This window comes from Cellulomonas olei (assembly GCF_039548315.1).
Lineage (GTDB): Bacteria > Actinomycetota > Actinomycetes > Actinomycetales > Cellulomonadaceae > Cellulomonas.
The window spans coordinates 72,683-98,515 of the sequence record NZ_JBCLVN010000011.1 but is presented as its reverse complement, the minus strand read 5'-3'; the positions used below and the strand labels follow the sequence as shown (position 1 = coordinate 98,515).

32 protein-coding genes are annotated in these 25,833 nt (G+C 76.0%); 16 read left to right on the top strand and 16 right to left on the bottom strand.

The genetic code is table 11. The features are described from left to right. Positions 1-29: 29 nt before the first annotated feature. The 4 genes from AAHH18_RS05935 to AAHH18_RS05920 form a co-directional block, all read right to left on the bottom strand. Positions 30-515 carry a MarR family winged helix-turn-helix transcriptional regulator gene (locus tag AAHH18_RS05935; protein WP_343300925.1) on the bottom strand — a complete coding sequence of 162 codons (486 nt, stop codon included), beginning with the start codon at positions 513-515 and terminating at the stop codon, positions 30-32. Next, positions 512-1,381, bottom strand: a complete 870-nt coding sequence (locus AAHH18_RS05930; protein ID WP_343300924.1) for an MBL fold metallo-hydrolase — start codon at positions 1,379-1,381, stop codon at positions 512-514. The genes AAHH18_RS05935 and AAHH18_RS05930 overlap by 4 nt, the downstream gene beginning before the upstream one ends. 80 nt (positions 1,382-1,461) lie before the next feature. Continuing rightward, the gene (locus tag AAHH18_RS05925; RefSeq protein WP_343300923.1) at positions 1,462-1,935 is read right to left on the bottom strand and encodes a nitroreductase family deazaflavin-dependent oxidoreductase; all 474 of its coding nucleotides are present in this window, start codon (positions 1,933-1,935) and stop codon (positions 1,462-1,464) included. Continuing rightward, the gene (locus AAHH18_RS05920) at positions 1,928-2,239 is read right to left on the bottom strand and encodes an SDR family NAD(P)-dependent oxidoreductase (protein ID WP_343300922.1); all 312 of its coding nucleotides are present in this window, start codon (positions 2,237-2,239) and stop codon (positions 1,928-1,930) included. The genes AAHH18_RS05925 and AAHH18_RS05920 overlap by 8 nt, the downstream gene beginning before the upstream one ends. Positions 2,240-2,352: 113 nt before the next feature. Here AAHH18_RS05920 and AAHH18_RS05915 point away from each other — a divergent pair, with 113 nt between their 5' ends. Beyond that, on the top strand, positions 2,353-2,961 hold the full coding sequence (locus AAHH18_RS05915) for a TetR/AcrR family transcriptional regulator (RefSeq protein ID WP_343300972.1): 609 nt from the start codon (positions 2,353-2,355) through the stop codon (positions 2,959-2,961). Here the strand turns inward: AAHH18_RS05915 and AAHH18_RS05910 are convergent. Continuing rightward, positions 2,958-3,755, bottom strand: coding sequence for a DUF4184 family protein (locus AAHH18_RS05910; RefSeq protein WP_343300921.1), 798 nt, complete (start codon positions 3,753-3,755; stop codon positions 2,958-2,960). The two genes, AAHH18_RS05915 and AAHH18_RS05910, sit on opposite strands and share 4 nt — an antisense overlap. A 235-nt stretch (positions 3,756-3,990) precedes the next feature. Between AAHH18_RS05910 and AAHH18_RS05905 the strand changes: the two genes are divergently transcribed. The 8 genes from AAHH18_RS05905 to AAHH18_RS05870 all read left to right on the top strand — a co-directional run bounded on the left by AAHH18_RS05905 (position 3,991) and on the right by AAHH18_RS05870 (position 11,617). After that, positions 3,991-4,674, top strand: coding sequence for a MarR family winged helix-turn-helix transcriptional regulator (locus AAHH18_RS05905; RefSeq protein ID WP_343300920.1), 684 nt, complete (start codon positions 3,991-3,993; stop codon positions 4,672-4,674). Positions 4,675-4,782: 108 nt separating this feature from the next. Beyond that, positions 4,783-6,252, top strand: a complete 1,470-nt coding sequence (locus AAHH18_RS05900; protein ID WP_343300919.1) for an MFS transporter — start codon at positions 4,783-4,785, stop codon at positions 6,250-6,252. Positions 6,253-6,340: 88 nt separating this feature from the next. Beyond that, positions 6,341-7,210: an AraC family transcriptional regulator gene (locus AAHH18_RS05895; protein WP_343300918.1), complete on the top strand. Its 870-nt coding sequence runs from the start codon at positions 6,341-6,343 to the stop codon at positions 7,208-7,210. Between the two features lie 60 nt (positions 7,211-7,270). Next, entirely contained in the window at positions 7,271-7,792 is a 522-nt protein-coding gene (locus AAHH18_RS05890) for a putative immunity protein (protein ID WP_343300917.1), read from the top strand. Between the two features lie 177 nt (positions 7,793-7,969). Further along, positions 7,970-9,223 (top strand): sensor histidine kinase, encoded by a 1,254-nt coding sequence (locus AAHH18_RS05885; RefSeq protein ID WP_343300916.1) that lies wholly within the window; start codon positions 7,970-7,972, stop codon positions 9,221-9,223. Continuing rightward, on the top strand, positions 9,220-9,879 hold the full coding sequence (locus AAHH18_RS05880) for a response regulator transcription factor (protein WP_343300915.1): 660 nt from the start codon (positions 9,220-9,222) through the stop codon (positions 9,877-9,879). The genes AAHH18_RS05885 and AAHH18_RS05880 overlap by 4 nt, the downstream gene beginning before the upstream one ends. Before the next feature lie 143 nt (positions 9,880-10,022). Beyond that, positions 10,023-10,619, top strand: coding sequence for an RNA polymerase sigma factor (locus AAHH18_RS05875; protein WP_343300914.1), 597 nt, complete (start codon positions 10,023-10,025; stop codon positions 10,617-10,619). Continuing rightward, positions 10,619-11,617, top strand: a complete 999-nt coding sequence (locus AAHH18_RS05870; protein ID WP_343300913.1) for a hypothetical protein — start codon at positions 10,619-10,621, stop codon at positions 11,615-11,617. Before AAHH18_RS05875 ends, AAHH18_RS05870 begins: the two co-directional genes overlap by 1 nt. Before the next feature lie 72 nt (positions 11,618-11,689). Here the strand turns inward: AAHH18_RS05870 and AAHH18_RS05865 are convergent, their stop codons facing one another. Continuing rightward, complete coding sequence (locus AAHH18_RS05865; RefSeq protein ID WP_343300912.1) at positions 11,690-12,235, bottom strand: TetR/AcrR family transcriptional regulator; 546 nt, start codon at positions 12,233-12,235, stop codon at positions 11,690-11,692. A 52-nt stretch (positions 12,236-12,287) separates the two neighbouring features. On the opposite strand from AAHH18_RS05865, the gene AAHH18_RS05860 reads away from it, so the two are divergent. The 4 genes from AAHH18_RS05860 to AAHH18_RS05845 all read left to right on the top strand — a co-directional run bounded on the left by AAHH18_RS05860 (position 12,288) and on the right by AAHH18_RS05845 (position 16,494). Beyond that, positions 12,288-13,127 carry an oxidoreductase gene (locus AAHH18_RS05860; protein ID WP_343300911.1) on the top strand — a complete coding sequence of 280 codons (840 nt, stop codon included), beginning with the start codon at positions 12,288-12,290 and terminating at the stop codon, positions 13,125-13,127. Between the two features lie 104 nt (positions 13,128-13,231). Further along, entirely contained in the window at positions 13,232-13,735 is a 504-nt protein-coding gene (locus tag AAHH18_RS05855; RefSeq protein ID WP_343300910.1) for a CGNR zinc finger domain-containing protein, read from the top strand. Positions 13,736-13,787: 52 nt separating this feature from the next. Further along, positions 13,788-14,888, top strand: coding sequence for an epoxide hydrolase family protein (locus AAHH18_RS05850; protein ID WP_343300909.1), 1,101 nt, complete (start codon positions 13,788-13,790; stop codon positions 14,886-14,888). A 142-nt stretch (positions 14,889-15,030) separates the two neighbouring features. Beyond that, entirely contained in the window at positions 15,031-16,494 is a 1,464-nt protein-coding gene (locus AAHH18_RS05845) for an MFS transporter (protein ID WP_343300908.1), read from the top strand. 70 nt (positions 16,495-16,564) lie between these two features. Here the strand turns inward: AAHH18_RS05845 and arr are convergent, their stop codons facing one another. From arr to AAHH18_RS05815, 6 genes are all read right to left on the bottom strand, one after another. Next, positions 16,565-16,987: an NAD(+)--rifampin ADP-ribosyltransferase gene (arr, locus tag AAHH18_RS05840; RefSeq protein WP_283320368.1), complete on the bottom strand. Its 423-nt coding sequence runs from the start codon at positions 16,985-16,987 to the stop codon at positions 16,565-16,567. Beyond that, positions 16,984-17,583 (bottom strand): VanZ family protein, encoded by a 600-nt coding sequence (locus tag AAHH18_RS05835; protein ID WP_283320369.1) that lies wholly within the window; start codon positions 17,581-17,583, stop codon positions 16,984-16,986. The genes arr and AAHH18_RS05835 overlap by 4 nt, the downstream gene beginning before the upstream one ends. A 153-nt stretch (positions 17,584-17,736) precedes the next feature. After that, complete coding sequence (locus tag AAHH18_RS05830; protein ID WP_343300907.1) at positions 17,737-18,282, bottom strand: hypothetical protein; 546 nt, start codon at positions 18,280-18,282, stop codon at positions 17,737-17,739. A gap of 284 nt (positions 18,283-18,566) precedes the next feature. Continuing rightward, positions 18,567-19,697: a hypothetical protein gene (locus tag AAHH18_RS05825; RefSeq protein WP_343300906.1), complete on the bottom strand. Its 1,131-nt coding sequence runs from the start codon at positions 19,695-19,697 to the stop codon at positions 18,567-18,569. Beyond that, positions 19,694-20,203: a sigma-70 family RNA polymerase sigma factor gene (locus AAHH18_RS05820; RefSeq protein ID WP_343300905.1), complete on the bottom strand. Its 510-nt coding sequence runs from the start codon at positions 20,201-20,203 to the stop codon at positions 19,694-19,696. Before AAHH18_RS05820 ends, AAHH18_RS05825 begins: the two co-directional genes overlap by 4 nt. Positions 20,204-20,255: 52 nt before the next feature. Then, positions 20,256-20,741: a MarR family winged helix-turn-helix transcriptional regulator gene (locus AAHH18_RS05815; protein ID WP_343300904.1), complete on the bottom strand. Its 486-nt coding sequence runs from the start codon at positions 20,739-20,741 to the stop codon at positions 20,256-20,258. Positions 20,742-20,832: 91 nt separating this feature from the next. Here AAHH18_RS05815 and AAHH18_RS05810 point away from each other — a divergent pair, with 91 nt between their 5' ends. Continuing rightward, positions 20,833-21,717 carry an alpha/beta fold hydrolase gene (locus AAHH18_RS05810; protein ID WP_343300903.1) on the top strand — a complete coding sequence of 295 codons (885 nt, stop codon included), beginning with the start codon at positions 20,833-20,835 and terminating at the stop codon, positions 21,715-21,717. An 11-nt stretch (positions 21,718-21,728) separates the two neighbouring features. Here AAHH18_RS05810 and AAHH18_RS05805 read toward each other — a convergent pair whose 3' ends face one another. From AAHH18_RS05805 to AAHH18_RS05790, 4 genes are all read right to left on the bottom strand, one after another. Next, positions 21,729-22,022 (bottom strand): hypothetical protein, encoded by a 294-nt coding sequence (locus AAHH18_RS05805; protein WP_343300902.1) that lies wholly within the window; start codon positions 22,020-22,022, stop codon positions 21,729-21,731. A gap of 63 nt (positions 22,023-22,085) precedes the next feature. Next, complete coding sequence (locus tag AAHH18_RS05800; protein WP_283320376.1) at positions 22,086-22,532, bottom strand: hypothetical protein; 447 nt, start codon at positions 22,530-22,532, stop codon at positions 22,086-22,088. A gap of 108 nt (positions 22,533-22,640) precedes the next feature. Beyond that, positions 22,641-22,976, bottom strand: coding sequence for a cupin domain-containing protein (locus AAHH18_RS05795; protein WP_343300901.1), 336 nt, complete (start codon positions 22,974-22,976; stop codon positions 22,641-22,643). Positions 22,977-23,056: 80 nt separating this feature from the next. Beyond that, positions 23,057-24,172, bottom strand: a complete 1,116-nt coding sequence (locus tag AAHH18_RS05790) for an AI-2E family transporter (RefSeq protein WP_283320378.1) — start codon at positions 24,170-24,172, stop codon at positions 23,057-23,059. A 355-nt stretch (positions 24,173-24,527) separates the two neighbouring features. On the opposite strand from AAHH18_RS05790, the gene AAHH18_RS05785 reads away from it, so the two are divergent. Together AAHH18_RS05785 and AAHH18_RS05780 are read left to right on the top strand one after the other, a co-directional pair. Beyond that, entirely contained in the window at positions 24,528-24,683 is a 156-nt protein-coding gene (locus AAHH18_RS05785) for a hypothetical protein (protein WP_283320379.1), read from the top strand. A gap of 122 nt (positions 24,684-24,805) precedes the next feature. After that, positions 24,806-25,801 (top strand): LacI family DNA-binding transcriptional regulator, encoded by a 996-nt coding sequence (locus AAHH18_RS05780; protein ID WP_283320380.1) that lies wholly within the window; start codon positions 24,806-24,808, stop codon positions 25,799-25,801. The last annotated feature ends 32 nt before the right edge of the window (positions 25,802-25,833 follow it).

The following is a 25,833-nucleotide window of genomic DNA, read 5'->3' as shown; positions in this document are numbered from 1 at the left end:
CGCGACCCGGCTGTCGGGCGGTTCGGCCGTCACAGCGACGTGCCGGGGTCGTCGGTGGTGCCGATCAGCTCGAACAGCATCGCGCGCATCGCGGCGACCTGGTCGGCGTCGAAGGGGGCGAGTGCGGCCGCCTCGGCGCGCTCGGCGTCGGCTGCGATCGCCGCGCGCACCTCGTCGCCGGCGCCGGTGAGCGCGATGACGCGGGCACGGCGGTCGCGCGGGTCGACGCGCCGTTCGACCAGGCCGGCGCGGGTCAGCCGGTCCAGCTCGCTCGTCAGCGTCGTCTTGTCGATGCCGAGGGCTCGCCCGAGCTCGATCTGGGTCAGTCCGGGCGACTTGTCGACCGCGCTGAGCACGATGTGGTCGCGCAGGGAGCAGCCGTGCGCCGCTGCTGCGGCTCCGGTGACGGCGCGCATGCGCTGCGCCGCGCGGTGCAGCAGCCACGTCATCTCCGAGTCGGGCCCCGGACCGTACGCCGACGGGTGGCCCGCGGCGCGGTCGGGCGTGGCGCTCACGGCTCGAGCCCCGGCTGGTCGTCGGCGCCGGCCGCCAGCACGGGGATCGGCGCGTACGCCGAGACGTCGTGCGACGGGACGATGTGCACCACGTCGCGCAGAGCGATGCTGCGGTCGAGCCCGGCGCGCACGACGGCGGCGTCCGTGTCGGCGACGCGCCGCAGGAGCCACGGACGCTCCGCCCCGCGTGTGATCCCGTCGAGCTGCCAGGTCAGGTCCCCGATGAACCCGTAGCGCGCGCCCGAGGGCAGGGTCACGAACACCACGACCGACCCGGGCGTGTGTCCCCCGGCCCGGGCGACGACCACCGAGCCGTCGCCGTGGACGTCGTGGCTCGCGGCGAAGCCGAGGTAGGGCGGCCCGTCGATCTCGTACTCGCGGATCTCGTGGTCGCGGGAGACGGAGCGGAACACCGCCCCGTGCGAGTCGGTGGCGCCGTAGGCCCGCTCCTCGCTGGTGAGCCAGACCGGGACGTCGAGGGAGTCGAGGCCGCTGACGTGGTCCCAGTGCACGTGCGTCACCAGCACGCCGAGCAGACGCGAGTAGTCGTACCCGGCCGCGTCGAGCTGTTCCCGGACCGTCCGGGTCCGGCGGTACGGCGCACGCTCCATGCGGGCGAGCATGCGCACGTGGTCGTCGAGGCCCGCACCGAAGCCCGCGTCGATCAGCAGGTCGCCGTCCGGGTGCTGGACGAGCACCGCCGTGGCCGCGAGCTCCCGGCGGTCGCGGAAGCGTCCCCCGGTCACCGCCAGGGCGGCACGGGTCGTGTACGTCCCGGTCGGCAGCTGGTGCAGGCGCATGGTCGCGGGAGGTGTGGCGTCGGGCAGCGGCAGGGCCCAGGTGGCGACGGTCCGGGAACGAGGCATGGCGCGAACGTACGACATCAGATCATCCGAAGCAAGAGCATATCGGTGCGCCGTCGGCGTGGGGTTGACCGACGACGTGCTCACCGACCGCCGGGCAGCAGCGAGCGGTCGTCCAGGTCGATCCGGACGAGCGGGCTCCCGCTCACCCAGTCCTCGACCGTGCCGACGATCCCCTGGACTCCCCCGCGGTTGTCGGGGTGCCGGAGCTCCTCGACGATCTCGCGCAGCACCCGCTCACGCTCGACGGGGTCCGTGATGACGACCGCGGTGGCGGGCAGGTCGGCGCGGACGCCGTGCTTGAGGTGCACGACGATCCGCGGGTGGGCCCGGACGTTGGCGTACCAGTGGCGGCGTGCCGGCGTCGTGGTCAGGTACAGGTCGTCGCCCGCGCGGTAGAACCAGATCTCGATCCTGCGGGGGCGCCCGGAGCGTGCGCCGGTGGTGGTCAGGTCGATCGTGCGCGCGGCAGCACTCGACCACCGGTCGATGGACAGCGCCGCCCTGACGGCCGCACGGTCCGGTCGGCCGTCTCGAGCGGTCCCGGGATCAGGCACGGGTGTGCTCGATCGGCGCGGGCGGTGTCTGCAGGCCCGCGTTGTTGACCAGGACGGAGATCGGGCCGAACGCCGCCTCGGCGACGGCGACCGCACTCCCCCAGTCCTCGGGCTCGGTGACGTCGAGGTGCACGTGCACGGCGCGGGCGCCGAGCTCGTCCACGAGTGCCGCGCCCGCGTCGTTGCGGCGACCCGCGACGACGACCCGCGCACCCTCGGCGTGGAAACCCCGGACGTGGGACGCGCCCATCCCGCCGGTGGCTCCCGTCACCAGGACGACCTCCCCGCTGAAGCGTTCGGTCATGGTGGCTCCCTCTCGTGAGGCGAGTCAAGTGACTCGCTGCACGCCATCGTCACCCCGCGCGTGAGGCGAGTCAAGCCACTCGCCCGCCGGTAGACTCCTGTCCCGTGCCAGGGATGTCGTCGTTCCACGAGCAGGTCGCCGCCGACAAGCGGGCCGCGATCCTCGCCGCCGCCACCGCGCTCTTCGGGACCCAGGGGTTCGCCCGCACGTCCCTGGCGCAGGTCGCCGCGGCCGCGGGAGTCTCCCGGTCCACCTTGTTCAAGCGGTTCCCGACGAAGGACTCGCTGTTCGACGCGATCGTCACCGACGTGTGGACCCCGCAGGCGCGGCCCGCCGACCTCGACCCCGCCGACCCCGAGGCGGGGCTGCGTGCTCTCGGGACGCTGTACGCCGAGCTGCTGACCCGGCCGGGGATGGCCGACCTGTTCCGCCTCGTGATCAGCGAGGCGCCGACGTCCCCCGAGCTGGGCCGCCGGCAGTTCGACCTCGGGAAGATGCCCTTCTTCGAGGAGGTGCGGGCCTACCTCACCGCGGCCTCCCGGGCGCGGACGCTGGCCGTCGACGACCCGACGATGGCAGCCACCCAGATGCTGGGCATGATCTCGACCTTCGTGCTGTGGCCGCGGATGTTCCTCCCCGACTGGGACCCCGACGAGGGTGAGGTCGCCCGCGCCGTCGACGAGGCCGTGCTGACCATGTCCGCTCGCTACGGGAACCGCTAGCGCCGACCCGCAGGTCGCGGGCTGCGCGGCGTCACGACCGTCCGCGCCCGCAGCAGCCACCACAGCGCCGCCGCGACGAGGACCGCCGCCGCGGACGCCGCCAGGCCGGTCTTCGCGGCCCCGGAGAGCACGCCCTCGAGCCCCGAGCCGGCCTCGGCCGTGCCGCCGAGCACCGCCCCGATGACGCCTGTGACGACCAGTGCGGTCACGACCGCGATCCGGGCCCGGTCGAGCCGCGGCCGGCCTCCTCCGCGGTGCCACGCCGTGACGGCTCGCGCGGCCCAGACGGCCAGGACCAGCAGCCCGACGACCGTGCTCAGGTGCTGCAGGACCCGGCCGGCGGGCACGTCGCCGACCAGCGGCTCCCGGAACCACGTCACGTTCCGCACGATCACGCCGTCCCCGTGGGTGAAGGCGTCCCACACCACGTGGGTGAGCACCCCCAGCAGCAGCGAGGCGGCGACCCAGGCGGCCCGGACGGCGGTCCCGGACCGGGACGTGCCCTCCCCCGCCGGGCGGGTGTCCGGCCGGAGCACCGTGCGCGCGGGCTCCCGGACGAGCAGCCACAGCCCGAGCAGGACCGCCGCGGTCGGCACCGCCACCGTCAGCGCCCCGGGCCAGCTGTGCGTGGTCGTGGCGTTGACGACGGGCTCGTACCAGGCGTCGGCCGATCTGCGCAGCGGCAGGAAGTAGGGCACGTCGGGGCTCAGTGCGCCGGCGACGAGGGCTGCGGGGACGAGCGGACGGCGGGCCAGCGGGAGGACGGCGGCGGGATGGGCGAGCGTGAACGGCACCGGGCCATGGTGGTGGTCGGCGCGAGGTGCCGTCGTCCACCCGCAGTCGGACCCGCAGTCGGACCCGGGGCCGGCCGAGGTGGGCGGTGACGCCGCCCGGGCCAGGGCGTCGCCGGGGGTGCGGTGCTCCTGCGCCGTCGTCGGGATCCCGGTGTTGACAGGTCTGACAGGTACCCATAGATTCGGTCCAGCGGGTACCTGTAGATCTGGTACCCATCGAACATCGGGAGCTCTCATGACCCAGGACCTCAGGATGAAGCTCATGCGCCTCATGTGGTTGGCGAACCACCACCGCGCGCGGTCGTTCCGTGGGCGCGGCCCGCTGGCGGACAGGACGCGCGGGCAGGGGCGTCTGCTCGCCGCGCTGAAGCTGAAGGACAACATCCCGACCAGGGACCTCGCCGCCGTGCTCGGGATGTCCACGGCCTCGCTCAACGAGCTGATCGGCAAGATGGTCAAGGCCGGCTACGTCACGCGCGCACAGTCGCCGGACGACGGCCGCGTCATGCTGGTCACCCTCACGGACGCCGGTCGCTCCGTCGAGCAGGGTGAGTCCCCGGACGACACCGACATCTTCGAGTGCCTGACGGACGAGGAGCAGGAGACCCTGTCGGGCTACCTCGACCGGCTGATCGCGGCGCTGTCCGAGCGCATGGGCCTCGACCCGGAGCACGACGACTTCGCCCTCGCCATGGAGGAGCGCATGCGTCGCCTCGAGGAGATGGGCGGGTTCGACCGTCGCGGCGGTCCCGTCTTCGGTCCCGGGTCGCGTCCGGCGGGGTTCGGTCCCCGCGGCGGCCGCGGACCCTGGGGTGGCCACGGGGACCGGTTCCCGGGCCGCGGCGCCCGGCGCGGTGCCGACGACGACCGCTCCGACCGTCCGGACGGCGGTGACCCGCGCTCCACCGACGGCCGGTAGGCCGGCGCGCGCCGGCGTCGTCGCACGCGGGCGCTCCACCGAGGGTGGCCCCCGCCCGGGCGCCGCCCCGCCCCGTCATGCCCTCCGACCCCGAATCGCAGGTCCCCCGTGTCCGCACTCACCCAGCCCGTGCCCACCGCAGCGCCGGCGCGCACCTACCCCTCGCTCCGCGCCGCCTGGATCCCCCTGGCCGCCCTGTGCCTGGCGTTCTTCGTCGAGATGGTCGACAACACGCTCCTGTCGATCGCGCTGCCGACGATCGGCCGCGACCTCGGCGCCGGCACGACGGCGCTCCAGTGGGTCACCGGTGCCTACTCGCTGACCTTCGGCGGCCTGCTGCTGACGGCAGGCTCGATCGCCGACCGCTTCGGGCGCCGCCGGGTCCTCGACGTCGGCCTCGTCGCCTTCGGCCTGACCAGCCTGCTCGTCGTCCTCGTCGACTCGGCCGGCCAGCTCATCCTGCTGCGCGCCGCCCTCGGCATCGCGGCGGCCGCCATGGCGCCGATCACGAACTCCCTGGTGTTCCGGCTGTTCGACGACGAGACGGTCCGGATGCGGGCGGTCACCGTGATGATCGTCGTGGGGATGTCCGGGTTCGTCCTCGGCCCGCTGCTCGGAGGCACGGCCCTGGTCCACGTGCGGTGGGAGTGGCTCCTGGTCGTCAACGCCCCGATCGCGCTGATCGCCGCGATCGGGATCCGGCTCGGCGTCCCCGCGGACGACCCGGCCGGCCTGACCCGGACGAGGCTCGACCTCCCGGGCGCGCTGCTGTCCGTCGCCGCCATCGGGCTGACCATGGAGACGCTGACCGTGGGCGTGGGCGACGGCTGGCTCGCCCCGGCCACCCTGGCGTGCGCGGCCGGGGCGGTCGCGGCCGTCGTGGGCTTCGTCCGGCGCGAGCGCACCGCCCGCGCGCCGATGCTCGACCTCACGCTGTTCCGCTCCGGCACCGTGCGGGGGTCGGCGGTCGTCCAGGTGGCGTCGTCCGTCGCCATGGCGGGCGTCATGTTCGGCCTGATCCTGCACTTCCAGTACGCGCTCGGCTGGAGCCCGCTCCAGGCGGGACTGGCCAACCTGCCGATGGTCGTCGCGATGATCGGCGGGACGCCGGTGTCCGAGGGGCTGATCCGGCGCTACGGCCACCGCACGGCCTGCACGATCGGGGTCGGGTTCCTCGCGACCGGTCTCGGTGGTCTCGCGTGGGCCGTCGGCAGCGGCCTGGGCTACCTCCCCGTCGCGGTCTCGGTGCTCGGCCTCTCGCTCGGCCTGCGGACGCTCATGACCACCTGCGCCGTGGCGCTGATGGCCGCCGTGCCCGAGGACCGCACGTCCCTCGGCGCGGCGCTGAACGACACGACCCAGGAGATCGGGACCTCGTTCGGCACCGCCCTGACCGGCACCCTCATCGCCGCACTCGTCACCACCGTGCTCCCCGACGGCGACTGGCCCGCGGCGCTGGTCGACTCGTTCTTCCGCGGCGAGCGCGTCACGTACCTGGTCCTCGCCGTCGTCGTGGCCGTCATCGGCCTGCTCGGTGCACGGTCGCTGACGAGCTCGCGCAGCGCCGACGAGCACTGAGCGGGTGCCGCTCCTGATCGCACCGGACGGCGATGATCGGGTCGTGCGGCGTCCGCACGCGCCAGAGTCGTCGGCGGAAGGGAGCACCGTGATCACCTCGCTCAACCGGCTCGTGGACCTCGTCGAGGCCGACCTCGCCGAGGAGCTCGACGTCGCCCGCCTCGCGCGTGCCGTCGGGACCACCGAGTACCACCTGCGGCGCATGTTCTCTTCGCTGGCGGGCATGCCGCTGTCGGAGTACGTGCGCCGCCGGCGGATGACCGTGGCCGCGGCGGACGTCGTGGGCCGGTCCGAGGACCTGCTGGGCATCGCCGTGCGCTACGGCTACGGGTCGGCCGAGGCGTTCGGCCGGGCGTTCCAGGCCGTGCACGGCATCAGCCCGGGCCGGGCGCGACGTGACGGTGGCCCCTTCCGCAGCCAGCCTCGCCTGAGGTTCCGCCTGACCGTCGAAGGAGCATCACCCATGGACGTCCGCATCGACTCCCGCCCCGCGTTCCGCCTGGTGGGGCACGCCACCCGTGTCCCCCTCGTGCACGAGGGCGTCAACCCTGCGATCCAGCAGCACGTCGCGTCGCTGCCGCCGCAGGAGCACCAGCGCCTGAAGGACCTCGGCGACACCGAGCCGCGCGGTCTGCTCGCCGTGAGCGCCGACCTCGACCCCGACCGCCGGGAGGGCATGGAGCTGACCTACCTGCACGGCGTGGCCGTGTCGGACGAGGTGGACGTGCCCGCCGACCTCGACGTGCTCGCCGTCTCGTCCGGCTCGTGGGCGGTGTTCCGGGCGTCCGGCCCCTACCCCGCCGCGCTGCAGGAGCTCTGGGCCGCGACGGCGACCGAGTGGTTCCCGTCGAACCCGTGGCGGCTGCGTCCCGGGCCCGAGCTGGTCGCGGTGCTCGACCGCGCCGACGACTTCAGCACGGCGACCGTCGAGCTCTGGCTGCCCGTCGAGGCCGCCTGACGGGTCGTCGCACCAGAGCCCGCGGCCCCCGCCGGACGCCGCGTCGGGGACGATGAGGACGTGACCACCGAGCACGTCGACCTCTCGACGGCTGAGCTGCGCGCCGTCGTCCGCTTCGCCGCGGGCTGCGCGGAGGGGCTGCTGCCGGAGTTCGAGGCGGTCGCCCCCGACGACCCGCGCCCGCGCGAGGCGCTCGCGGCGGCGCGGGTGTTCGCCGACGGCGCCGCCCGGTCGAACCTCCAGCGCACGGCGGCCTTCGCGGCGCACCGGGCAGCCCGGGACGTGACCGCGGAGCCGGCGCGGCTCGCCGCGCTCGCGTGCGGCGACGCGGCGGCGGCGGCGTACCTCCACCCGGTCGCGAGGGCGACCCAGGTCGGTCACATCCTGCGTGCCGCCGCGTGCGCCGCCCGGGTGGCCGAGCTGAGGACGGGCGACGACCGCGAGGCCGTGCGCCTGATCGCCGGTCGCGCCGCTCCCCCGGTGCCGGACGTCCTGCGCCGGTACCCGGCCGCCCCGCGGGGCAGCACGCGGGTCGCGCAGCTCATGAGCGTGCTCGACGCGACGATCCGGGCGCGCGGCTGACCGTCCGGCGGGCCTCGCGGCCGGGCGGCGTACTGCGCCCGCAGTACCCGCCTACGCCGGTGGGCTGATCTCGGCCCCGGAGCGGGGCGCGGGCGTGACGGCCGCGTCGGGGTCGTGGATGCTGGACGCAGCCGGCCGCTCCACGACGATCGGCTCGACCACGACGGAAGGGGGCTGATGGAGCCCGCCGACCGTCCGTCCCCTCCGGCGCGCGCGGGTACCGGCGGCCGCCTCCCTGGTCTCGCGCTCCCCCGCCCCGGGCTCCGGCGGCCCGGCGACGAGGACCTGTGGGACGGCGTGCTGGACGTCGCCCTGCTGGTCGCCGTGGTCGTCCGCGGGGCGCTCCTCGTCCGGGACGGCCGTGTCGCGGAGGTCGTCGTCCTGGCAGCCGTCGCGGTGGTGCTGGCGCTGCGACGCCGCCACCTGCGGGTCGCCACCGGCGTGGTCTGCGTGCTGTCGGTCGTCGCCGCGGCGCTCGGCGCGGACCCGACCGTGTACGCGGTGCTCACCTGCGCGGCGCTGTTCAGTGCGGCGATGCACGTCCGCGGCCGCTCGGTCCCGGCGCTGGCGGTCGGCGTGCTCGTCGTGCTGTCGCTCACGATCGCCGCGGCGGGCGACGGGGCGACGCTCCTGGTGTCGTTCCTGACCGTCACCACGTGGACGGCGCTGGCGCTCGTGCTCGGCTCCGCGGTGCGTGCGAACCTCGACTACGTGCTCGCCCTGGAGCACGAGGCGGCGGCGGTCCGCGCCGCCCGTGCCAGCGAGACGGCCCGGCACATCACGGACGAGCGGCTGCGCATCGCACGCGACCTGCACGACGCGGTGGCGCACTCGATCGCCGCGATCAACGTGCAGGCGGGTGCCGCGGAACGGCACCTGCGCGCGGACCCGGGCCGCGCCGAGGAGTCCCTGCAGCAGGTGCGCGGCGCGAGCCGGGCGGTGCTGCTGGAGCTGCGGGACATCGTCGCGGTGCTCCGGTCGGGCGCGTCCGCGGACGACCAGGTGACGGGGCGCGCCTCGGCGTCCGGGGTGCCGGCGCTGCTCGCCGAGGCGGCGGCGCGCGGTGACGAGGTGGTGGCGGACGTCGACGTCGACCTGGACGGGCTCGACCCGGCGGTGGGCGCGGCGCTCTACCGCGTCGTGCAGGAGGCGCTGACCAACGCGCACCGTCACGGTGCCGGGGGCGTCACGGTGGCTGTCGCCGACGAGGGCGACGCCGTCGCCGTCCACGTGAGCAACCCGGTGGCCGACCTGCCGAGCCGGCGGGCCGCCGGCTACGGCCTGGTCGGCATGCGCGAGCGCGTCGAGCAGGCCGGCGGGTCGCTGGAGCTCCGCGCGGACGCCGGCTCGTTCTCCGTGCACGCCTGGCTCCCGCGGACCCGGCACGCGGTGCGGCGCGCCGACGCGACCGAGCCGGACGCGACGTGGTGACGCGGGTCCTCCTGGTGGACGACCAGGCGATGATGCGTACCGGCCTGCGCGCGATCCTGGACGGCTCGGACGGGATCGTGGTCGTCGGCGAGGCGACCGACGGCGCGGACGCGGTGCGTCAGGCGGTCGACCTGCGCCCCGACGTCGTGCTGATGGACCTGCAGATGCCCGGGCTCCACGGCGTGGAGGCTACCCGTCGCCTGCGGCGGGACTCCCGGCTGCGGGACACCCGCGTCCTGGTGCTGACGACGTTCGACGGGGACGCCGAGACCGTCGCCGCGCTCCGTGCCGGCGCCTCGGGGTTCCTGGGCAAGAGCGCGGGACCCGACGAGCTCGTCGAGGCCGTCCTCGCGGTCGCGGGCGGACGCGCGGCCCTGTCGGCCCACGCCCTGAGCGTCGTGGTCGAGGACTCCTCCGGGCGGCAGGCGCGCGACACGCAGGACGAGGACCTCGCGCGCAGGATCGCCACGCTGACGGCGCGGGAACGCGACGTGGTGGCCGCGGCCGCCCAGGGCGCGGACAACCGGCAGATCGCTGCGCAGCTGTTCATCTCGCCCTTCACCGTCAAGACGCACCTCAACCGCGCCATGATGAAGCTCGGCGCGCGGGACCGGGCGCAGGTGGTCGTGCTCGCCCACCGCGCGGGGATGGCGTAGCGGCACCGCTGCGCCCGCGACGGTCCGGGACCGCCTGCCCCCCGGCTGCCGGGGCTCCCACGGAGGTGGGCCGGGGGCTGTAACGCCCGGACGCCTGCCGGACACGTCGGAGGTGGAAGGCTCCCCGACGTGGAAGGGCGACGATGACACCGGACGAGCGGTTCGCCGCACTGTTCGAACGCACGCACCGGCCGCTGCTCGCGTACGCGCTGCGGCGGGTCAGCGACCCGGCCGACGCCGCCGACGTGGTCGCCGAGACGTTCCTCGTGGCGTGGCGGCGGCTGGACGACGTCCCGGCCGGCGAGGCGGCGCGCCCGTGGCTGTTCGGGGTCGCCCGGCGGGTGCTCGCCAACCACTACCGCGGCGAGCGGCGGCGGGACGCCCTGGCGGACCGGCTGCGCGACCAGCTCACGGAGGTGGTCCCGCAGCCCGCGGAGCCGGAGCCCCCGGCGCTGGCGGCCATGCGGCGCCTGCCCGACGCGGACCAGGAGGTGCTGCGCCTGCTCGCGTGGGAGGAGCTGGCGCACGACGAGATCGCCCAGGTGCTGGGGGTGTCGCGGGCGGCGGTGCGCGTGCGGCTCCACCGCGCCCGGCGCCGGCTGCGGGAGCAGATGGACCTGGTGACCGACCTGCGTCGGGACGAGCGGGCCCCCGACGGCGGCGAACCAGGTCCCCCGGACGGCCGGGCGCGCGGCGCCCGGCTCGCCACCACCGTCCGACCCAGCACCGAGGAGGCGTGATGCAGCACGACGGCACGAGCACGGACGACCTGGTGACGGCCCTGCGCGCGGCGGACCCGCTGGCGCGCGCCGACCTGGATCGTGTGGACCCCGATGCGCTGCTCGCCCTGCGCACCGCCGTGCTGGCCTCCGGGGCCCGGCCCGCGGTGCGCGGCCCCCGCCGGTGGGCCCGGCGCGCGGCCGCCGTCGGCGGCGCCCTGGCGCTGCTGGTGGGAGGAGGCGCGGCCTACGCCGGCTACCAGGACTGGTACGGCTCCGACGGGGGCGCCGACGGCATCACCTGCTCGCTCGACTACGGGCCGCTCGGGGAGACCGGGGAGCTCACGAGCGGCGGGCCGGCGCTCACCGGGGACCCGGTCGCCGACTGCGCCCGCTACCAGGAGCTCGCCGGGCTGCCGCCCATCGAGGACCCGGTGGCGTTCCGGGACGCCTGGCACCCGGTGGTCGTCGTGCCGCGCGACCGCGTGCCCGACGGCGCCGAGCTGCTGGACCCGGCCGGCCCGGCGGACCTGGCGGCGCAGGAGCTGGAGTCGTCGGTCCACGACCTGGTGGACGGGCCCGTCACGGGGTGCCTGGACCCGGCGGCGGCCGCGGCGGCGGCGCAGGCGCAGCTGGACCGACTGTCCCTCGGGGACTGGGCGGTCGACGTGGACGAGGACGCCGGGACGGGCGCGTGCGCCGGCGTCGTCGTCGACGCGGGCGGGCGGCGGCTGACCGTGGTGGCGACCGGCCCCTTCGAGTCGCTGGAGACGCTGGTCGCGCGCGGCGACGTGGTGCCCGAGGTCCTGGAGCTGCGCGACGAGCTCCGGACGGGCATCGCGGACACCTGCCTCGACCTCACGGAGGCCGAGGCGGTCGTGGCGCAGGCGCTCGGGACCGCGCACCACTGGCCGACCAGCGCCGTCGAGGATCCCGCGGCGGCGTGCACCCGGGTCGACCTGGAGGTGGGCGGGAGCATCCAGGTGACGCTCCGCGGGCCGCGGCCGGCGGCCGGCTGACGGGCGGCGTCGCCGGGGGCGCGGGTCTCCCGGCGATGCCGGCCCGGCGGCAGGTGGAGCGCCGGCGTGGTGTCACGCCCGCACGATGCTCGCCAGCATGAGGTGCACCCACCGGGAGCGGCGCTCGTCGCGCGGGGCGCTGGCGAGCAGCAGGTAGATGTCGTCGGCGCCGATGTCCGCCCGGATCTGGTCGCGGTCCCGGCCGGCGGCCAGCAGACCCTCGATCGCACGCGTCATGGTCGACATCGCGGGCGTGGCGTGGCTGTCGTGACCGAGGAGGACCGCCGCCTCCTTGAGCGCGTGCAGCCGCCGCTCCGCCCCGGCGCCGTCGGCGAGCAGGGCCTCGAGCACCTCCCCCGCCGGTGCGCCGGACCGGATGCTGCTCGCCGCGGCGTCGATCTCGTCCGTCACCTCCGCGAGCGTCTCCCCGAGCGCCGCCACGACGAGGTCGCGCTTGTTCGGGAAGTGCCGGTACAGCGTGCCCACGGCGAGGCCGGCCGCTGCGGCGATCTCGTCCATCCCCACGGCCGTGCCGCGCTCGGCCAGCAGCGCGCGCGCGACGTCGAGGATGCGGGCCCGGTTGCGCACCGCATTCGCTCGTCGGGGGACCTCGACCATGGACGCTCCTCCTCCGCGGACGGCTTAAGTGAACTATGGTTCACTCTACGCCATGGACACCCACCAGGTAGCACTCGTGACCGGAGCGACCTCCGGCATCGGCGCGGCGACCGCCCGAGCCCTCCACGCGCAGGGCTGGACCGTGTACGGCTCCGGCCGGCGGGTGGAACGCCTCGCCGCGCTCGCGGACGAGGGGGTCAGGCCCCTCCCGATGGACCTGACCGACGACGCGACGCTCGTCGCCGCGGTCGACCGCGTGCTCGCCGAGACCGGCCGGATCGACCTGCTCGTCAACAACGCGGGCTACGGCTCGCTCGGTTCGCTCGAGGAGACGCCGCTCGACGAGGGCCGCCGCCAGTTCGACGTGAACGTGTTCGGCGCCGCGCGGCTGATCCAGCTCGTCGTGCCGCACATGCGCGACGCCGGCCGTGGCCGCATCGTCAACGTGACGTCCGGGGGCGGCAAGGCGCACACGCCGCTGGGCTCGTGGTACCACGGCACGAAGTTCGCGCTGGAGGCGATCAGCGACTGCCTGCGCATCGAGCTCGCGCCGTTCGGGATCGACGTCGTCGTGGTGGAGCCGGGGCCGACGGACACCGAGTGGGGCGGGATCGCCGCGCGCCTGCTGCGCGAGACATCGGGCTCCGGGCCCTACGCCAGGCTGGCCGTCCCGCTCGCCGCCGGGTACGACCACACCGGCGGGACCGCCCGCCTGACGCCCTCGGCGACGGTCGCCCGGGTCATCACGACGGCCGCGACCGCCCGGAGGCCGCGTACCCGCTACGCGATCGGCGCCGCCCGGGCGGCCGTCCTGGCCCGGCGCTGGCTCGGGGACCGCGCGTACGACCGGCTCATCGTGCGCGTCAGCGGGCTGCCGCGGGCACGGCGGTGACGTCGGGCGGCGAGGTCGTCACGGCGGCGGCGCCGACGGCACGCGCACGGGCGGCGTAACGCCCCGATGTGCCCCGACACCGTTACGCACGGTAGCCTCGCCGCGTGCACGACGACACCGTCTCCGCGCTCCTCGCCGTCGCGGCGACGCGCCCCGAGGGTCCGTGGCCGGACCAGCTGGACGTCGACGCCTTCCGCTCGCTGCTGTCCCCGGTCGCGCCCACGGCGGCCCGCCTCGTGGACGACGGCGCCGCCCGCGCGGTCCGCGACGTCCTGGGCGCCGTCCTGCTGGACGGCACCGACGACGACGCGCTGTCCCTCCTGGACGGGCTCGCGCGGACCCACCGGATCACCCCGTCGGCCGACCGCTCCGGCGTGCGCTTCACCTCGCTCGGCGCGGACCCCGCGGGTCCCGTCTGGGCCGAGGTGCTGGTGCCGCTGATGGAGGCGGTCGCGGGCGGGTGCCGCCGCAGGATCCGCCGGTGCGCCAGCGACCCGTGCACCACGCCGTTCCTCGACGGGTCCCCGGGTGGGACCCGCACATTCTGCTGCGACCGGTGCGCGACCCGCGACCGGGTGCGCCGGCACCGCGCCGAACGCCGTGGATGACGTGCCCGGCTCCCACCCGGGACCCGCGCGGCCGACCGAGAAGGAGACACCGATGCCCCAGGGCCGACGCTGGCACACCGGCGACCTCGCGTTCCGCGTGCCGGGACCCGCGCGCGAGGACCTCCGCAGCAGGCTCGAGCGGACACGTCTCCCCGCGCAGGAGCCGGGCCGGCCGTGGGAGCGCGGCATCCCCGTGGACGTCCTGGGCGGCCTCGTGGACAGGTGGCTCGCGCTCGACTGGGACGCGGTGGAGGCACGCCTCGGGCGCGAGCGGCAGCTCCTCCTGACGGGCGACGGCGCCCAGCTGCACGCCCTCTGGCGTCCCCCGCGGCGCGAGGGCGCGCTCCCGGTCCTCGCGCTCCACGGGTGGCCGTACACCTACGCGCAGATGGTGCCCCTGGCCGACGAGCTCGCGGGCGACCACGGGGTCGTCGCGCCGTCGCTCCCGGGCTACCTGCACTCCCCCGCCCTGCGGGAGCCGTTCTCCGCCCGCCGGGTCGCCGAGCTGTTCCACCACATGATGACCGACGGGCTCGGTCACGAGCGCTACCTCGTCTACGGCGAGGACATCGGGGCGCCGGTCGCCGACTGGATCGCCGGGATGTACCCCGACCACGTCGCGGGCATCGTCGCCTCGCACCCGTCGTTCTCCGCGCAGCAGCGCGCGGGCGTGGAGCTCGACGAGGGCGAGCAGGCGTTCCTCGCCGGCACCTACCGGCCCGAGGAGACCGGGTACGCGCACCAGCAGGGCACCCGCCCCGACACCCTGGCGGTCGGTCTGCTCGACTCGCCCGCCGGCCTGCTCGCCTGGATCGCCGAGAAGGTGGCCGCGTGGAGCGACGGGGGCACTGCCACGGGGCTGGATCGCATCCCGGTGGACGAGCTGCTGACGCTCACGTCGCTCTACTGGTTCACCCGGTCGATCGGCACGAGCTTCCGGTCCTACGCCGAGCCCGCCGACTTCGACCTCCACCCGGTCGTGACGGTGCCTGCCGCCCTGCTCGTCAACACGCACGAGCGCGGCTACCCCCGGTCGCTCGGCGACAAGAGCTACACGGACATCCGCTCCTTCGAGCGCCTGGGGCGGGGCGGGCACTTCACCGCCTGGGAGAACCCGGGCGCGGTCGCGGACGCGATCAGGAGCCTGGCCTGACGCGTGCCCCGCGTTCGCGGTCGCCGTCGCGGCGCCCGCCCGGGGACTATGCTCCCGCCGAAGGAAAAACGCCGGCCGCACCGCGGACGGCGCGCGCACGCGGACTCGGGTGAGCCGCCACTTCTTCCTCGAAGGAGTGCCCGTGCGTGCGCAGCCCCGCGTCCCCGTCGTCCCGCCGCCCGCCCCGCGCCGACCGCCGCGCAGCCTGCGTGAGGCCCGGGTCGCCCTGATCGGCCTCTCCGCCGTCTTCCTCGTCGAGATGCTCGACAACGCCGTCCTCACGGTCGCGCTGCCGACGATCGGCCGCGAGCTCCACGCGTCGGCGGCGACGCTCCAGCTCGTGACCAGCTCCTACGCCGTGGTGTTCGGCGGGCTGATGCTCACCCTGAGCGCCCTCGCCGACCGGGTCGGCCGCCGCCGGGTGATGCTCGCCGGTCTCGTGCTGCTGGCGGCCGCTGCCCTGGCGACGGGGGCGGTCACGACGATCTGGCAGCTCGTGGCGGTGCGGGCCGTCATGGGGGTGGCCGCGGCGATGACGACGCCCGGGTCGCTGGCGCTCGCATTCCGCCTGTTCGATGCCGACGAGCTGCGCGTCCGTGCGACCACGGTGATCTCGACCGTCGGTCTGGTCGGGCTCGCCCTGGGTCCGACCGTCGGCGGCCTCCTCCTCGCCGTCGCGCCCTGGCAGGCGCTGCTGATCGTGAACGCGCCCGTCGCCGCGCTGGCGTTCGTGTGCATCCGGCGCGGGGTCGCCGCGGACGCGCTCGCCGACCTCCACCGGTCCCCCGCCGACGCTCCCGCCGGCGTGCTCGGTACCGCGGCGGTCGTGCTGGCACTCGTGGCGCCGGTGCTGTTCACCGAGGCCGGTGCGCCGGCCTGGCTGCCGTGGGCGGCCACCGGAGGGGCACTCGTGGCGGCAGCGGCCTTCGTCGTGCGCGAGCGGTCGACACCGCACCCGCTGCTCGACCTGCGCCTCGTGGCCCACCCCCTGGTGTCGTCCGGCCTCGCGTTCAAAGCCGCGACGGGTCTGGCGACTGCGGGACTGGGCTTCCTCGTGACCCTGCAGCTGCAGCTGGCCTGGGGCTGGAGCCCCGCCCGGGCCGCCGTCGGCACCCTGCCGCAGGTGGTCGTGCTGATCGGTGGCGGGTTCCTGATCCGGCCGGTGATGCGACGGCTCGGCCTCGAGCGCGCCGCCTCGCTCAGCGCGCTGACCGTGGTGCTCGGGCTCCTCGCCTACGTCGTGCTCGGCGGGCGCGGGTACGCCTGGGTCGCCCTCGCGCTCGTGCTGGTCGCGGCCGGCATGCGCGTCAACGGTGTGGTCGCGGGCACCAACGTCATGCGCGGCCTGCCTGCCGACCGGACGACGACCGGGGCGGCGCTGGCGGACACCGCGGCCCAGGTCGCCACCGCCGCCGGCGTCGCGGTCGGCGGGACGTTCCTCGCGGCCCTGGTCACGGGCGACGTGTCGGCGGGCGCGTGGACCCCGCAGCAGGTCGCGCAGTTCGGCGGGGTGGTGCACGCGGCGGGGGGCACGCTCACGCTCGTGGCGGGCGTCCTGGTGACCGTCGGCCTCGTCCGGGCGCGACAGGGGTCCGCCGGGGGCTGACGAGGCCGCCACGTGACCGCCGGACCCGGCGGCCGGGGCGGCGACCCGGGGCACGGGCCGTCCCGGGCCCTCAGTTGACGATCTCGCCGCCCCCGTCGGACAGCAGCACCGTCAGCCGCTCGCGCCACGCCGCGAGGTCCTCGGGGCTCAGCCGCGGCCAGTCGTCGACCTCGCGGACCACCCGCAGCGGCTCGCTGGTGCGGAACGACCGCGTCGGGTTGCCCGGGAACTTCTTGTCGGTCACGTTCGGGTCGTCCTCGAACGGGCCGAGCGGCTCCACCTCGTACACGCGCGGCGTGGCGTCCCCCGGCGCGAGCTCGGCGGCGATCTCCGCGGCGAGGCCGGCGCCGGCCACCCGCGACGTGAAGTACACGTGGTTCATCGTGATCTCGGGCCGGTAGTTCGACGGGAACCCCGCCGTCAGGAGGTCGCCGGGGCGCAGGTCGGCCCGCGTGCCGTGGAAGAACGGCCCCTCGTCGGGTCCCGCGCTCACGCGCCCACCGCCACGCCCGAGGGCCGCGCCCCGGTGGTGACCGGCGGCCACCGGAACCGGTCGACCAGCGCGGAGACCGCGGGGACCCGGACCAGCGCCGCGAGCACGAGGAAGCCCAGCACCCCGCCCGCGACGTTCGACAGCAGGTCGTTCACGTCGGCCACGTGCCCGCCGCCGAGCAGGCCGGCCGTGACGTACTGCGTGAGCTCGATGCCCAGGCTGAACACCGCCGACACGACCAGGGCCGTCCACCACCGCGCCCGGGGGACGAGCAGCGCCACCAGCACACCGAGCGGCGCGAACACGAGCACGTTCATGAGCGCGTCGGCCACCTCGTAGTGCGCGAACGGGACCAGGGCCAGGGCGTCGCCCCACGCCCCCGAGCGGGCCGGCTTGTCCGTGAAGACCGGGAACACCGTGTTCGCGACGACGCCGGCCACGTAGACGCACAGCACGAGAGCGACGACGGCCCGCGGCGCGGTGAGCCGTCGGGTCCGGTGCAGCGACCACAGCAGCGCCGCGAGCACGACCGCGGCGAGCGGGACGACGACCGGGAGGACGGGGACCTGGTGGAACACGACGACCTGCGCTTTCATCGAGGACCGGCGGCGCCGCGGCTGGACGCCCGCCACGCGCCAGGCTGCCAGGCGACTGCCCCGCCGGGCATCCACCCGTGGTCGGACCGGTGCGTCAGCCGGGGCCGTCGCCCGCGCCGGCGAGCACGGGGCACCAGCACGGACGTGGGCGCGCTACTGGTGCGCCAGGACGCCGAGCGCCAGCACCAGCACCGCCAGCAGGGCCTCCGCGGCGAGGATCACGAGGCGCTGCAGCGGCGGCAGGTCGAGGTTGCGGACGGCCAGCACCCCGACCGCCGTCAGCGTGGCCACCGTGACGACCATCGCGGCGAGCAGCCCGGCCGACGTCGGGTACAGGCCGGTGCCGGACAGGGCGATGCACACGAGGGGTGGCAGCGCGACGGACGCGGCGCCGAGCGTCCCCGTGACGATGCGCCGGTGCTCGGTGCGGTCCGGCAGGTGCGAGTGGACGACCATGTGGCTGAGCAGGTCGGCGACGTAGACCGCGCAGACCGTGGCCGCGACGGCGACCGCCAGCGTCCCGGCGGCCGTGCCGGCGCTCGCGTGGGTGTCGTGCGCCCGCAGGGTGATGATCACCGCCAGCGCCGTGAACGACACGTACACCCGCTCCTTGAGGGCGGCGGCCCGGCCGGCCCGGGTGGCGGCGTCGCCCGCCGTGTGCGCGTCGCCCGGCGCGGACCCGTCGTGCGGTGCCGTCATCGCTCCCCCTGTCGTCGGCGTCCGACCCTACGCCGCCGAGTCTACGTCTGCACCACACGGTGTAGTGCGGGCGGGCGACAGGCTCGCTCCAGCGGCTCATCCGCTGTGCGGGTCCGCCGGCTGCTCACCCACACCTGCCCACGCCTGGATCCGGCTGACGAGGACCGGGACGCCGACGTCGAAGCCGCCCAACCGCAGCGGACCGGCGTCGGTCTCCACGACGACGTACTCGGACCAGGCCGGACGGCCAGTGACGTCGCCGCGCACCGCCTGGCCCCCTCCGGTCAGGACTCCCCGGGCGTCTGCGGCAGACCCGCGAGCCGCGCGTCGTCCACGGCGACCGGCGTCGCAGCGCGGGCCAGGGCGGCGAGCTGCTCGACAGGCAGCGCCCCGGAGAGCCGGTACTCGATCCCGTGGTCGACCCAGGTCAGCCACCCGCCGACGTCGACGCCCGGCTGCCCCCAGGGGGTGAACACGCCGCGGTGGCCGTCGACGTCGACCAGCACCGTCTCCGCCGCCCAGTAGCTGACGGCCAGCTCGGGCGGGGCGGTCGCCACGCGCGACTCCAGCTCGACGCCGGCTCCCAGCGGGGCCTTCGCGACGCCGTCCTGCGCCTCGACGGGCTGCGTGTCCCCGTACGTGACCCACCACCGGCGCGTGACCGGGCTCGCGGGGGCATCGGGCACCGGCACCGGCTCGTAGCCCGCCGGCAACCGTCCGGTGTCGACCCGGGAGCCGTCGAGCTGCAGGCCGTCCACCAGGGACACGAGGTCCTCGGGCGTCATGCCGCTGCCGTTCACGATCCACCGGGTGCCGTCGGCGTCCACCCAGCTCAGCAGGAGGCCGCCGCCGAAGTCACGCAGCCGGCCGTCGACGCCGCGCACCCGGACGTCGGTGACGCCCTCGGTGCCCGCCGGGAACGGGTCGGCGACCTGCGACCACACCGACACCCCGCGCTGCGGCCCGGTGGCGAGCAGGACCGCGACCGGAACGGCGTCGGGGCAGTCCATCGTGGTCTCGTGGACGCCGGCGCTGGCGAGCGGCCACGGCGCGCCGTCGATCAGGGTCGCTGCGCGCGTGATGCGGGGGTCGGCGGCCCACCCGGCGGGGTCGACCCAGTCGGCGCGCCCGGTGCCGCACCCGGCCGCGACGTCCGCCGCCCGGGCCGGCGCCGCCCCGAGGCCGAGCGCGACGGCGGCGGGACCGGGCTCGGCGCCCGTGCCGTCACCGCCGAGCTGGGGCAGGACGACCCCGCCGACGGTGAGCGCCGCGGCGAGGGCGACGGTGCCGCCGACCAGGCGGGTGCGCCGGTGGGCGCGCCGCAGGGCGCGGGCGCGCCGCTGCACGCCGAGGAGGTCGGGGACGGGGGTCACGGGGTCGACGAGGGCCAGGCGGTCCAGCGGGTCGGTGGTCATCGGACGAGCTCCTCACGGGTGGGTTCCAGGACGGCGGCGAGCCGCCGGCGGGCGGCGGAGAGCGTCGACGCGACGGTGCCGCGCGAGACGTTCATGACCTCGGCGACCTGCGGCTCGGTCAGATCGGCGACGTAGCGGAGCGCGACGGCGGTGCGCGCGCGGTGCGGCAGGTCGGCGACCGCTCGCCACAGGGCGTCGTCCGGGGCGGCCGGCGGCGGCACGCCCTCGTCCCGGAGGCGCTGCACGTAGCGGCGCTCCAGCTGGGCGCGGCGCCAGGTCCGGCGCACCTCGTTCAGGGCGACGGTGTAGACCCAGGCGCCCGGCCGCTCCATCCGGCTGACGGTGCCCCAGGCGTTGAGCGCCCGGGCGAACGCCTCGGCGGCGGCCTCCTCGGCGAGGCCCGGGTCGCCGACGGCGAGCGCGAGCGCGCGGCAGGTGCGCGGCAGCTCCGCGGCGTACCACGTCGCGAAGTCGGGGGGTGGGTCGGCGTCCCGCGGAGGTCTCATGCCCCTCCAAGTCCTGGGGGCCGCGGAACGTTGGGTCGGCACCGCGGACCCGTCAGCCGGCCCCCGTCCCCGGCGCCCCGGGGGCCCGCGTGCCGGCGAGCTGCGCCAGCGCCTCCTCGACGCGGTCGGCGGTCCCGGGCGACAGGGGCGCGGCCCACCGCGCCCGCAGCTCGCCGAAGGTCGCGGCACCGATCCGTGTCATCTCGTGCCCGCGCGCGGTGACGCGCAGCCGCTTGAGCCGCGCGTCGGCGGGGTCGTCGACGCGCTCCACGTAGCCGAGCTGCTCGAGGGTGGCGACGGTCTTGGCCGCGGCCTGGCGGCTGGTCCCGAGCCGGCGCCCGAGGGCGGAGGCGCTGTCGGCGCCGTCGGCGACAGCGGCGAGCGCGAACTCGAGGTTCGCGGTCACGCCGGGATGACCCTGCCGGTCGAGCTCGGCGACGACCTCGTCGACGAGCTGCTCGAAGGCCCCCAGCAGCAGGAGCGCGAGGCGCACGCCCGCGGCGGGGTCGGTCGGGGGTGTCTCGGTCGGGACGGGCACGGCGTCGAGCCTAGAGGCGGGCCGGGGGTATTGACAACCACGTTGCGCACACCGCAGGCTGACAACCCGGTTGTCCATCAAGGAGGTCCCCGTGCCCGTCCCCCACCCCGGAGCCACGATCCCCGGCGTCGTCCACCACGTCACCGACGTCGGCGGCACGAGGCTGCACCACGTCACCGCCGGCGCGGAGGGCTCGCCCGTCCTCCTCGTCCACGGCTTCCCCGAGACCTGGTGGGCGTTCCACCGGCTCCTCCCCCTGCTCGCCGCGCGGCACCGCGTGGTGGCCGTCGACCTGCGGGGGTTCGGTGACTCCGCGGTCGCCGACGACGCGTTCGGCAGCGCCGTGGCGGCCGACGACCTGCACGCGCTGGTGCAGGCACTGGGCCTCGGCCCCGTGCACGTGCTGGCGCAGGACGTCGCGGGTGGCGCCGTCCTGCGGCTCGCGACGCAGCACCCGGAGGACGTCGCGAGCCTCGTCGCCGTCGAGATGGGCCTCGCGGGGTACGGCCTCGAGGCGTTCGCCGACGTGACGCACGGCGGCTCCTGGCACATCGGCGTCCTGGCGGCGCCCGGGATCCCCGACCTGCTGCTGGCGGGTCGGGAGCGGGAGGTGCTCGGCGCCTGGGCCTTCCCGACGATGACCGCCGTCCCCGGCGCCGTCACCGACGCCGACGTCGCGGAGCTCGCCCGGACGTACGGCCGGCCGGGCGGCTGGAACGGGGCCGCAGGCCTGTACCGCTCGCTGCTCACCGAGGCGGACGAGCTGCGCTCGCTCGTGGCCGCGCGTCCGCTGACCGTGCCGGCGCTCGCCGTCGGCGGCTCCGGCGGTCCGTTCACGGCCGCGACCCTCGGGCAGGTCGTCCGGGGCCCGGTCGGGTCGGTGCTCCTCGACGGGGTCGGGCACCACGTGGCGCTGGAGGCCCCCGACGCGCTGGCGTCCGCGGTCCTGGCGTTCCTGGAGCGCGTCGACGGCTGACCCTGCCACCGCTACGGGGTCCGCGGCCCGGCACCGGCCGCGGACCCGCGGCGCGTGGACGCCACCAGCCGCACCGTCCCCGCGGCCGTCTCCACCAGCGACCCGAGCGCGACCGCCTGCACCGCCTGCGCGGGCGACCCGGTGACGCCACCCGCGAGCAGGACGACGGCGTACGCGACCCACACCGGCGCCAGGAGCGCCCACGCGCGCGGGTCCCGCAGGCCCGGACGCCGTCCGACCGCCGTCGCGTACCCGATGCCCAGCGCGACACCGGCGACCGTCACCAGCAGGAACACGCGCACCACCGCCTCTCCCCGCCGACCGTAGCGCCGCGTGGGCCGGCGGAGGGGGCGATTCCCGGTGCGGGGTCAGCCCGCGGCGGTGCGGACCAGCTCCCGCAGCCGGGCCTCGACGTCGTCGGTGACGTCCAGCACGGCGAACGCGGTCGGCCAGAAGACGCCGTCGTCGAGCAGGGCGTCCTCGTTGAACCCGACCGTGCCGTACCGCGTCCCGAACTTCGCGCGCGGCTGGTAGAACACGACGACCTTCCCGTCACGGGCGTACGACGGGAAGCCGTACCAGGTCTTCGGGTCCAGGTGCGGGGCCTCCTGCGTGACGACGGCGTGCAGCAGCTCGGCGATCCGGCGGTCGCTGTCCGTCAACGCCGCGATCGCGTCGAGGCACGCCTGCGCCTCGCGCTGCTTCTTGGCGGAGCCGGTCCCGCCGGCCTGGGCGCGCAGCTCGGCGGCCCGCTGCTTCATCGCGGCGCGCTCGGCGTCGCTGAACGTGCCCTCGTCCTCGTCGTGACCGGCCATCGGTGTCGTCCCCTTCGTCGGCAGGCGTCCAGCATGACGTGCCGCGACGCCGCGGTGCCAGCGCGGTGCCGGCGCGGTCCCGCCGGTCCGGGGGTCGGCGGGGGCAGGTCAGCCGTGCGACGGCTCGCCGGTGCCCGTCACCGTCGTCAGCAGGATCGCCGCGTCGCTCAGGGCCTCGACGGCGTGCCGGTCGTGGGTGAGCGTGACCAGGTACCCGGCGGGCAGCGTGTCGACGCGGTCCCCGGTGCTCACGCCGACGGTGCCGCGCAGCACGAGGATGCTCCCCGCCGGCGGCGAGTTGTGCTCCGCCAGGCGGGTGCCGCGGGTCAGCGCGATGACGGTCTGCCGCAGCGGGCCGTCGTGCACCATGATCTGCGCGGAGCGACCGTGCGGGTCCTCGTGGGCGGCGGCGAGCTGGTCCTGGGCGAGCTGCTGGGTGTCCATGCGGCGTCCTTCCGTCGTCGTCGGCGGGGCTGGGTCCACTCTGGCACGTGCACACCGGCCGCGCGGGGCGATCCGGCGGGTCAGCGGCCCGCGACGGTCTCGGGGCGTTTCTGCCGGGCCGGTCGTGCGGGTTCGTGCTCGCCGTTCCACACCTGGACGGCGCCCCAGATCGAGGCCGCCACCGGGACCGCGAGCACGGCGCCCGTGATGCCGGCGACCACGGTGCCGATCGTCAACGCGACGAGGATCACCAGGGGGTGCAGCCGCAGCGAGCGGCCCATCACCACCGGCTGGAGCAGGTCTCCCTCGAGCTGGTTCACGACGACCACGATCGCCACCACGATCAGCGCGTCGACCCAGCCGTTGGCCACGAGGGTGACGAGCGCCGCCAGGACGCCGGCGAGCGTGGCGCCGACCAGCGGGATGAACGCGAGCAGGAACACGAGGACCGCGAGCGGGATCGCCAGCGGCACCCCGACGACGAGCAGGCCGATCCCGATGCCGACCGCGTCGACCGCCGCCACGATGGCCGTTCCCCGCACGTAGCCGCCGAGCGTGCTCACCGTGCGCGTCCCGACACGCCGCGCGCGGGCGTAGTGCTCTCCCTCGAACGGCCGGAGCAGGAACTCCCAGATGCGCGGGCCGTCCTTGAGGAAGAAGAACAGCACGACGAGCATCAGCACGAACCCGGTGAGGAAGTTCGCGGTCGCGGAGACCCCGGCCGCGGCGCTCGCGCCGAACGACGAGGACGTGAGGAAGTCCGTGACCGCGGTGCGGGCGTCCTCGATCTGCTCCTGCGAGATCTGGACCGGCAGGGCGGTGAGCGAGTCCTGCAGCTCGGCGAACCCGTCGACGGCCTGGTCGGCGAGCTCGTCCCACTGGTCGACGACGGCCCGCACGACCGCCCACAGCACTCCCGCGAGCACGGCGACGACCAGCAGCAGCGCCACCCAGGTGGCCAGCATCGACGGGAACCGGTGGCGCCGGAGCCACGACACGAGCGGGTGGATGGCCGAGGCCAGGACGAGGGCGATCAGCACCGGGATGACGACGAGCGTGAGACGGGTCAGCACGTAGCCCACGACGACCGCGACGGCCGTCACGGCCAGCACCTGGAGCGAGCGGGTGGCCACGCGCCCGAGGCCGTCGGACCACAGCGACGCCACCCCCCGGGCGTGCCCGGTGGCAGGGGGCACGGCGGTCGACGCGGGCGGGGCGCCCTGCGGGTCCCGCCCCTGACGTCCCCGTCCCCACCAGCCCACGCGTCCTCCTCGGCTCGTCCCGGGCACGGCGCGGCCCGGACCTCGGACGCTACGGGCAGGGGCGCGAGGCCGCGACCGGGGCGGCGGCGCGGCCCGCGGTCTCCCGCCGCCCCGTGCGACTCGCTCCCCGCGGTCCCCGGCCGTGCCGTGCGCCTGCGCGCCCCGCGGTCCCCCGTCGCGCTGTGCCCCCGCGGCGCAGTGACCTCCACCCTGCGGTGGACCCCCGTCGTGCCGCGGATCCGACCCGGGGGCGACGACGCGGGCGGCCCTGCGGCGGCAGGCTGGTCGCATGACGAGAGACGGCTGGTCCGGCGACACCCGCGCCCGGCGGCGCGCCGAGCTGCTGGCCCGGCGCAGCAGGCGCCGCACGCGGCTGCCGCTGGAGGTCGCGCTGCGGCTCGCGGTGGACCCGGCGATGCGCCCGCGGCCCGGCACCGGGGCCTGACCCGGCGGGGGTACGGCAGGACGGGTCCGAGCGCACCGTGGCCCCGGATCACGGCGGGCGTGCGCGACGACCCGGGACCTAAATCGATATCGATAACGTTGTCAGGGCGCTACGATCACCGCATGGGGCAGCGTGTGACCATCACCGACGTCGCGCGGACCGCGGGCGTCTCCGTGGCGACGGTGTCGAAGGTCATCAACGGACGGTACGGCGTCGCGCAGGCGACCACCACCCGCGTCATGGAGGTCATCGACGCGCTCGGCTACGAGTCCAGCCTCGTCGCCCGCTCCCTGCGGTCGCACCGCACGCACGTGATCGGCATCCTCGTCGCCGAGTTCGAGCCGTTCTCGGCCGAGATCCTCAAGGGCGCGGCCGGCGCGCTGGCCGACTCGGGGTACGAGCTGCTCGCCTACACCGGCGGTCTGCACGGCCGCGGCGAGGGGTGGGAGCGCCGCTACCTCTCCCGGCTGAGCGGGACGCTCATCGACGGCGCCGTCCTCGTCACGCCGACGGTCGTCGAGGCCGGCAACGGCGTCCCCGTCGTCGCGATCGACCCCCACACGGGCCCCACCGGGCTGCCGACCGTCGACTCGGACAACCACGGCGGCGCCGTGATCGGGACGCAGCACCTGCTCGAGCTCGGCCACCGCCGCATCGCGTTCGTCGGCGGGCGCGCCGACCTGGAGTCGTCGCGCCTGCGCGAGCAGGGCTTCCGTGCCGCGATGGCGGACGCGGGCGTCCCGGTGGACGACGACCTGGTCCGCGCGGGCGACTACCGCAAGGAGTCCTCCCGGGAGCCGGTCCGCGAGCTGTTGTCGCTGCCGGACCGCCCCACCGCGGTGTTCGCGGCCAACGACCTCTCCGCGATGGCCGCCCTCGAGGTCGCGCGGGAGCTGGGCCTGCGGGTCCCGCAGGACCTCTCGGTCATCGGCTTCGACGACATCCCGGAGTCCGCGCAGACCGAGCCCCCGCTGACCACCGTCCACCAGCCCATCCAGCAGCTCGGTGCCGCGGCGATCACCCTGCTCACGGCGCTGCTCGACGGCGACGAGGTCCGCGAGCCGCACGTGCGGCTGCCGACCTCGCTGGTCCGCCGCGGGTCGACGGCGCCGCTCTGACGCGTCGCCGGCCCGCTCCCGGCCGCGCCGTC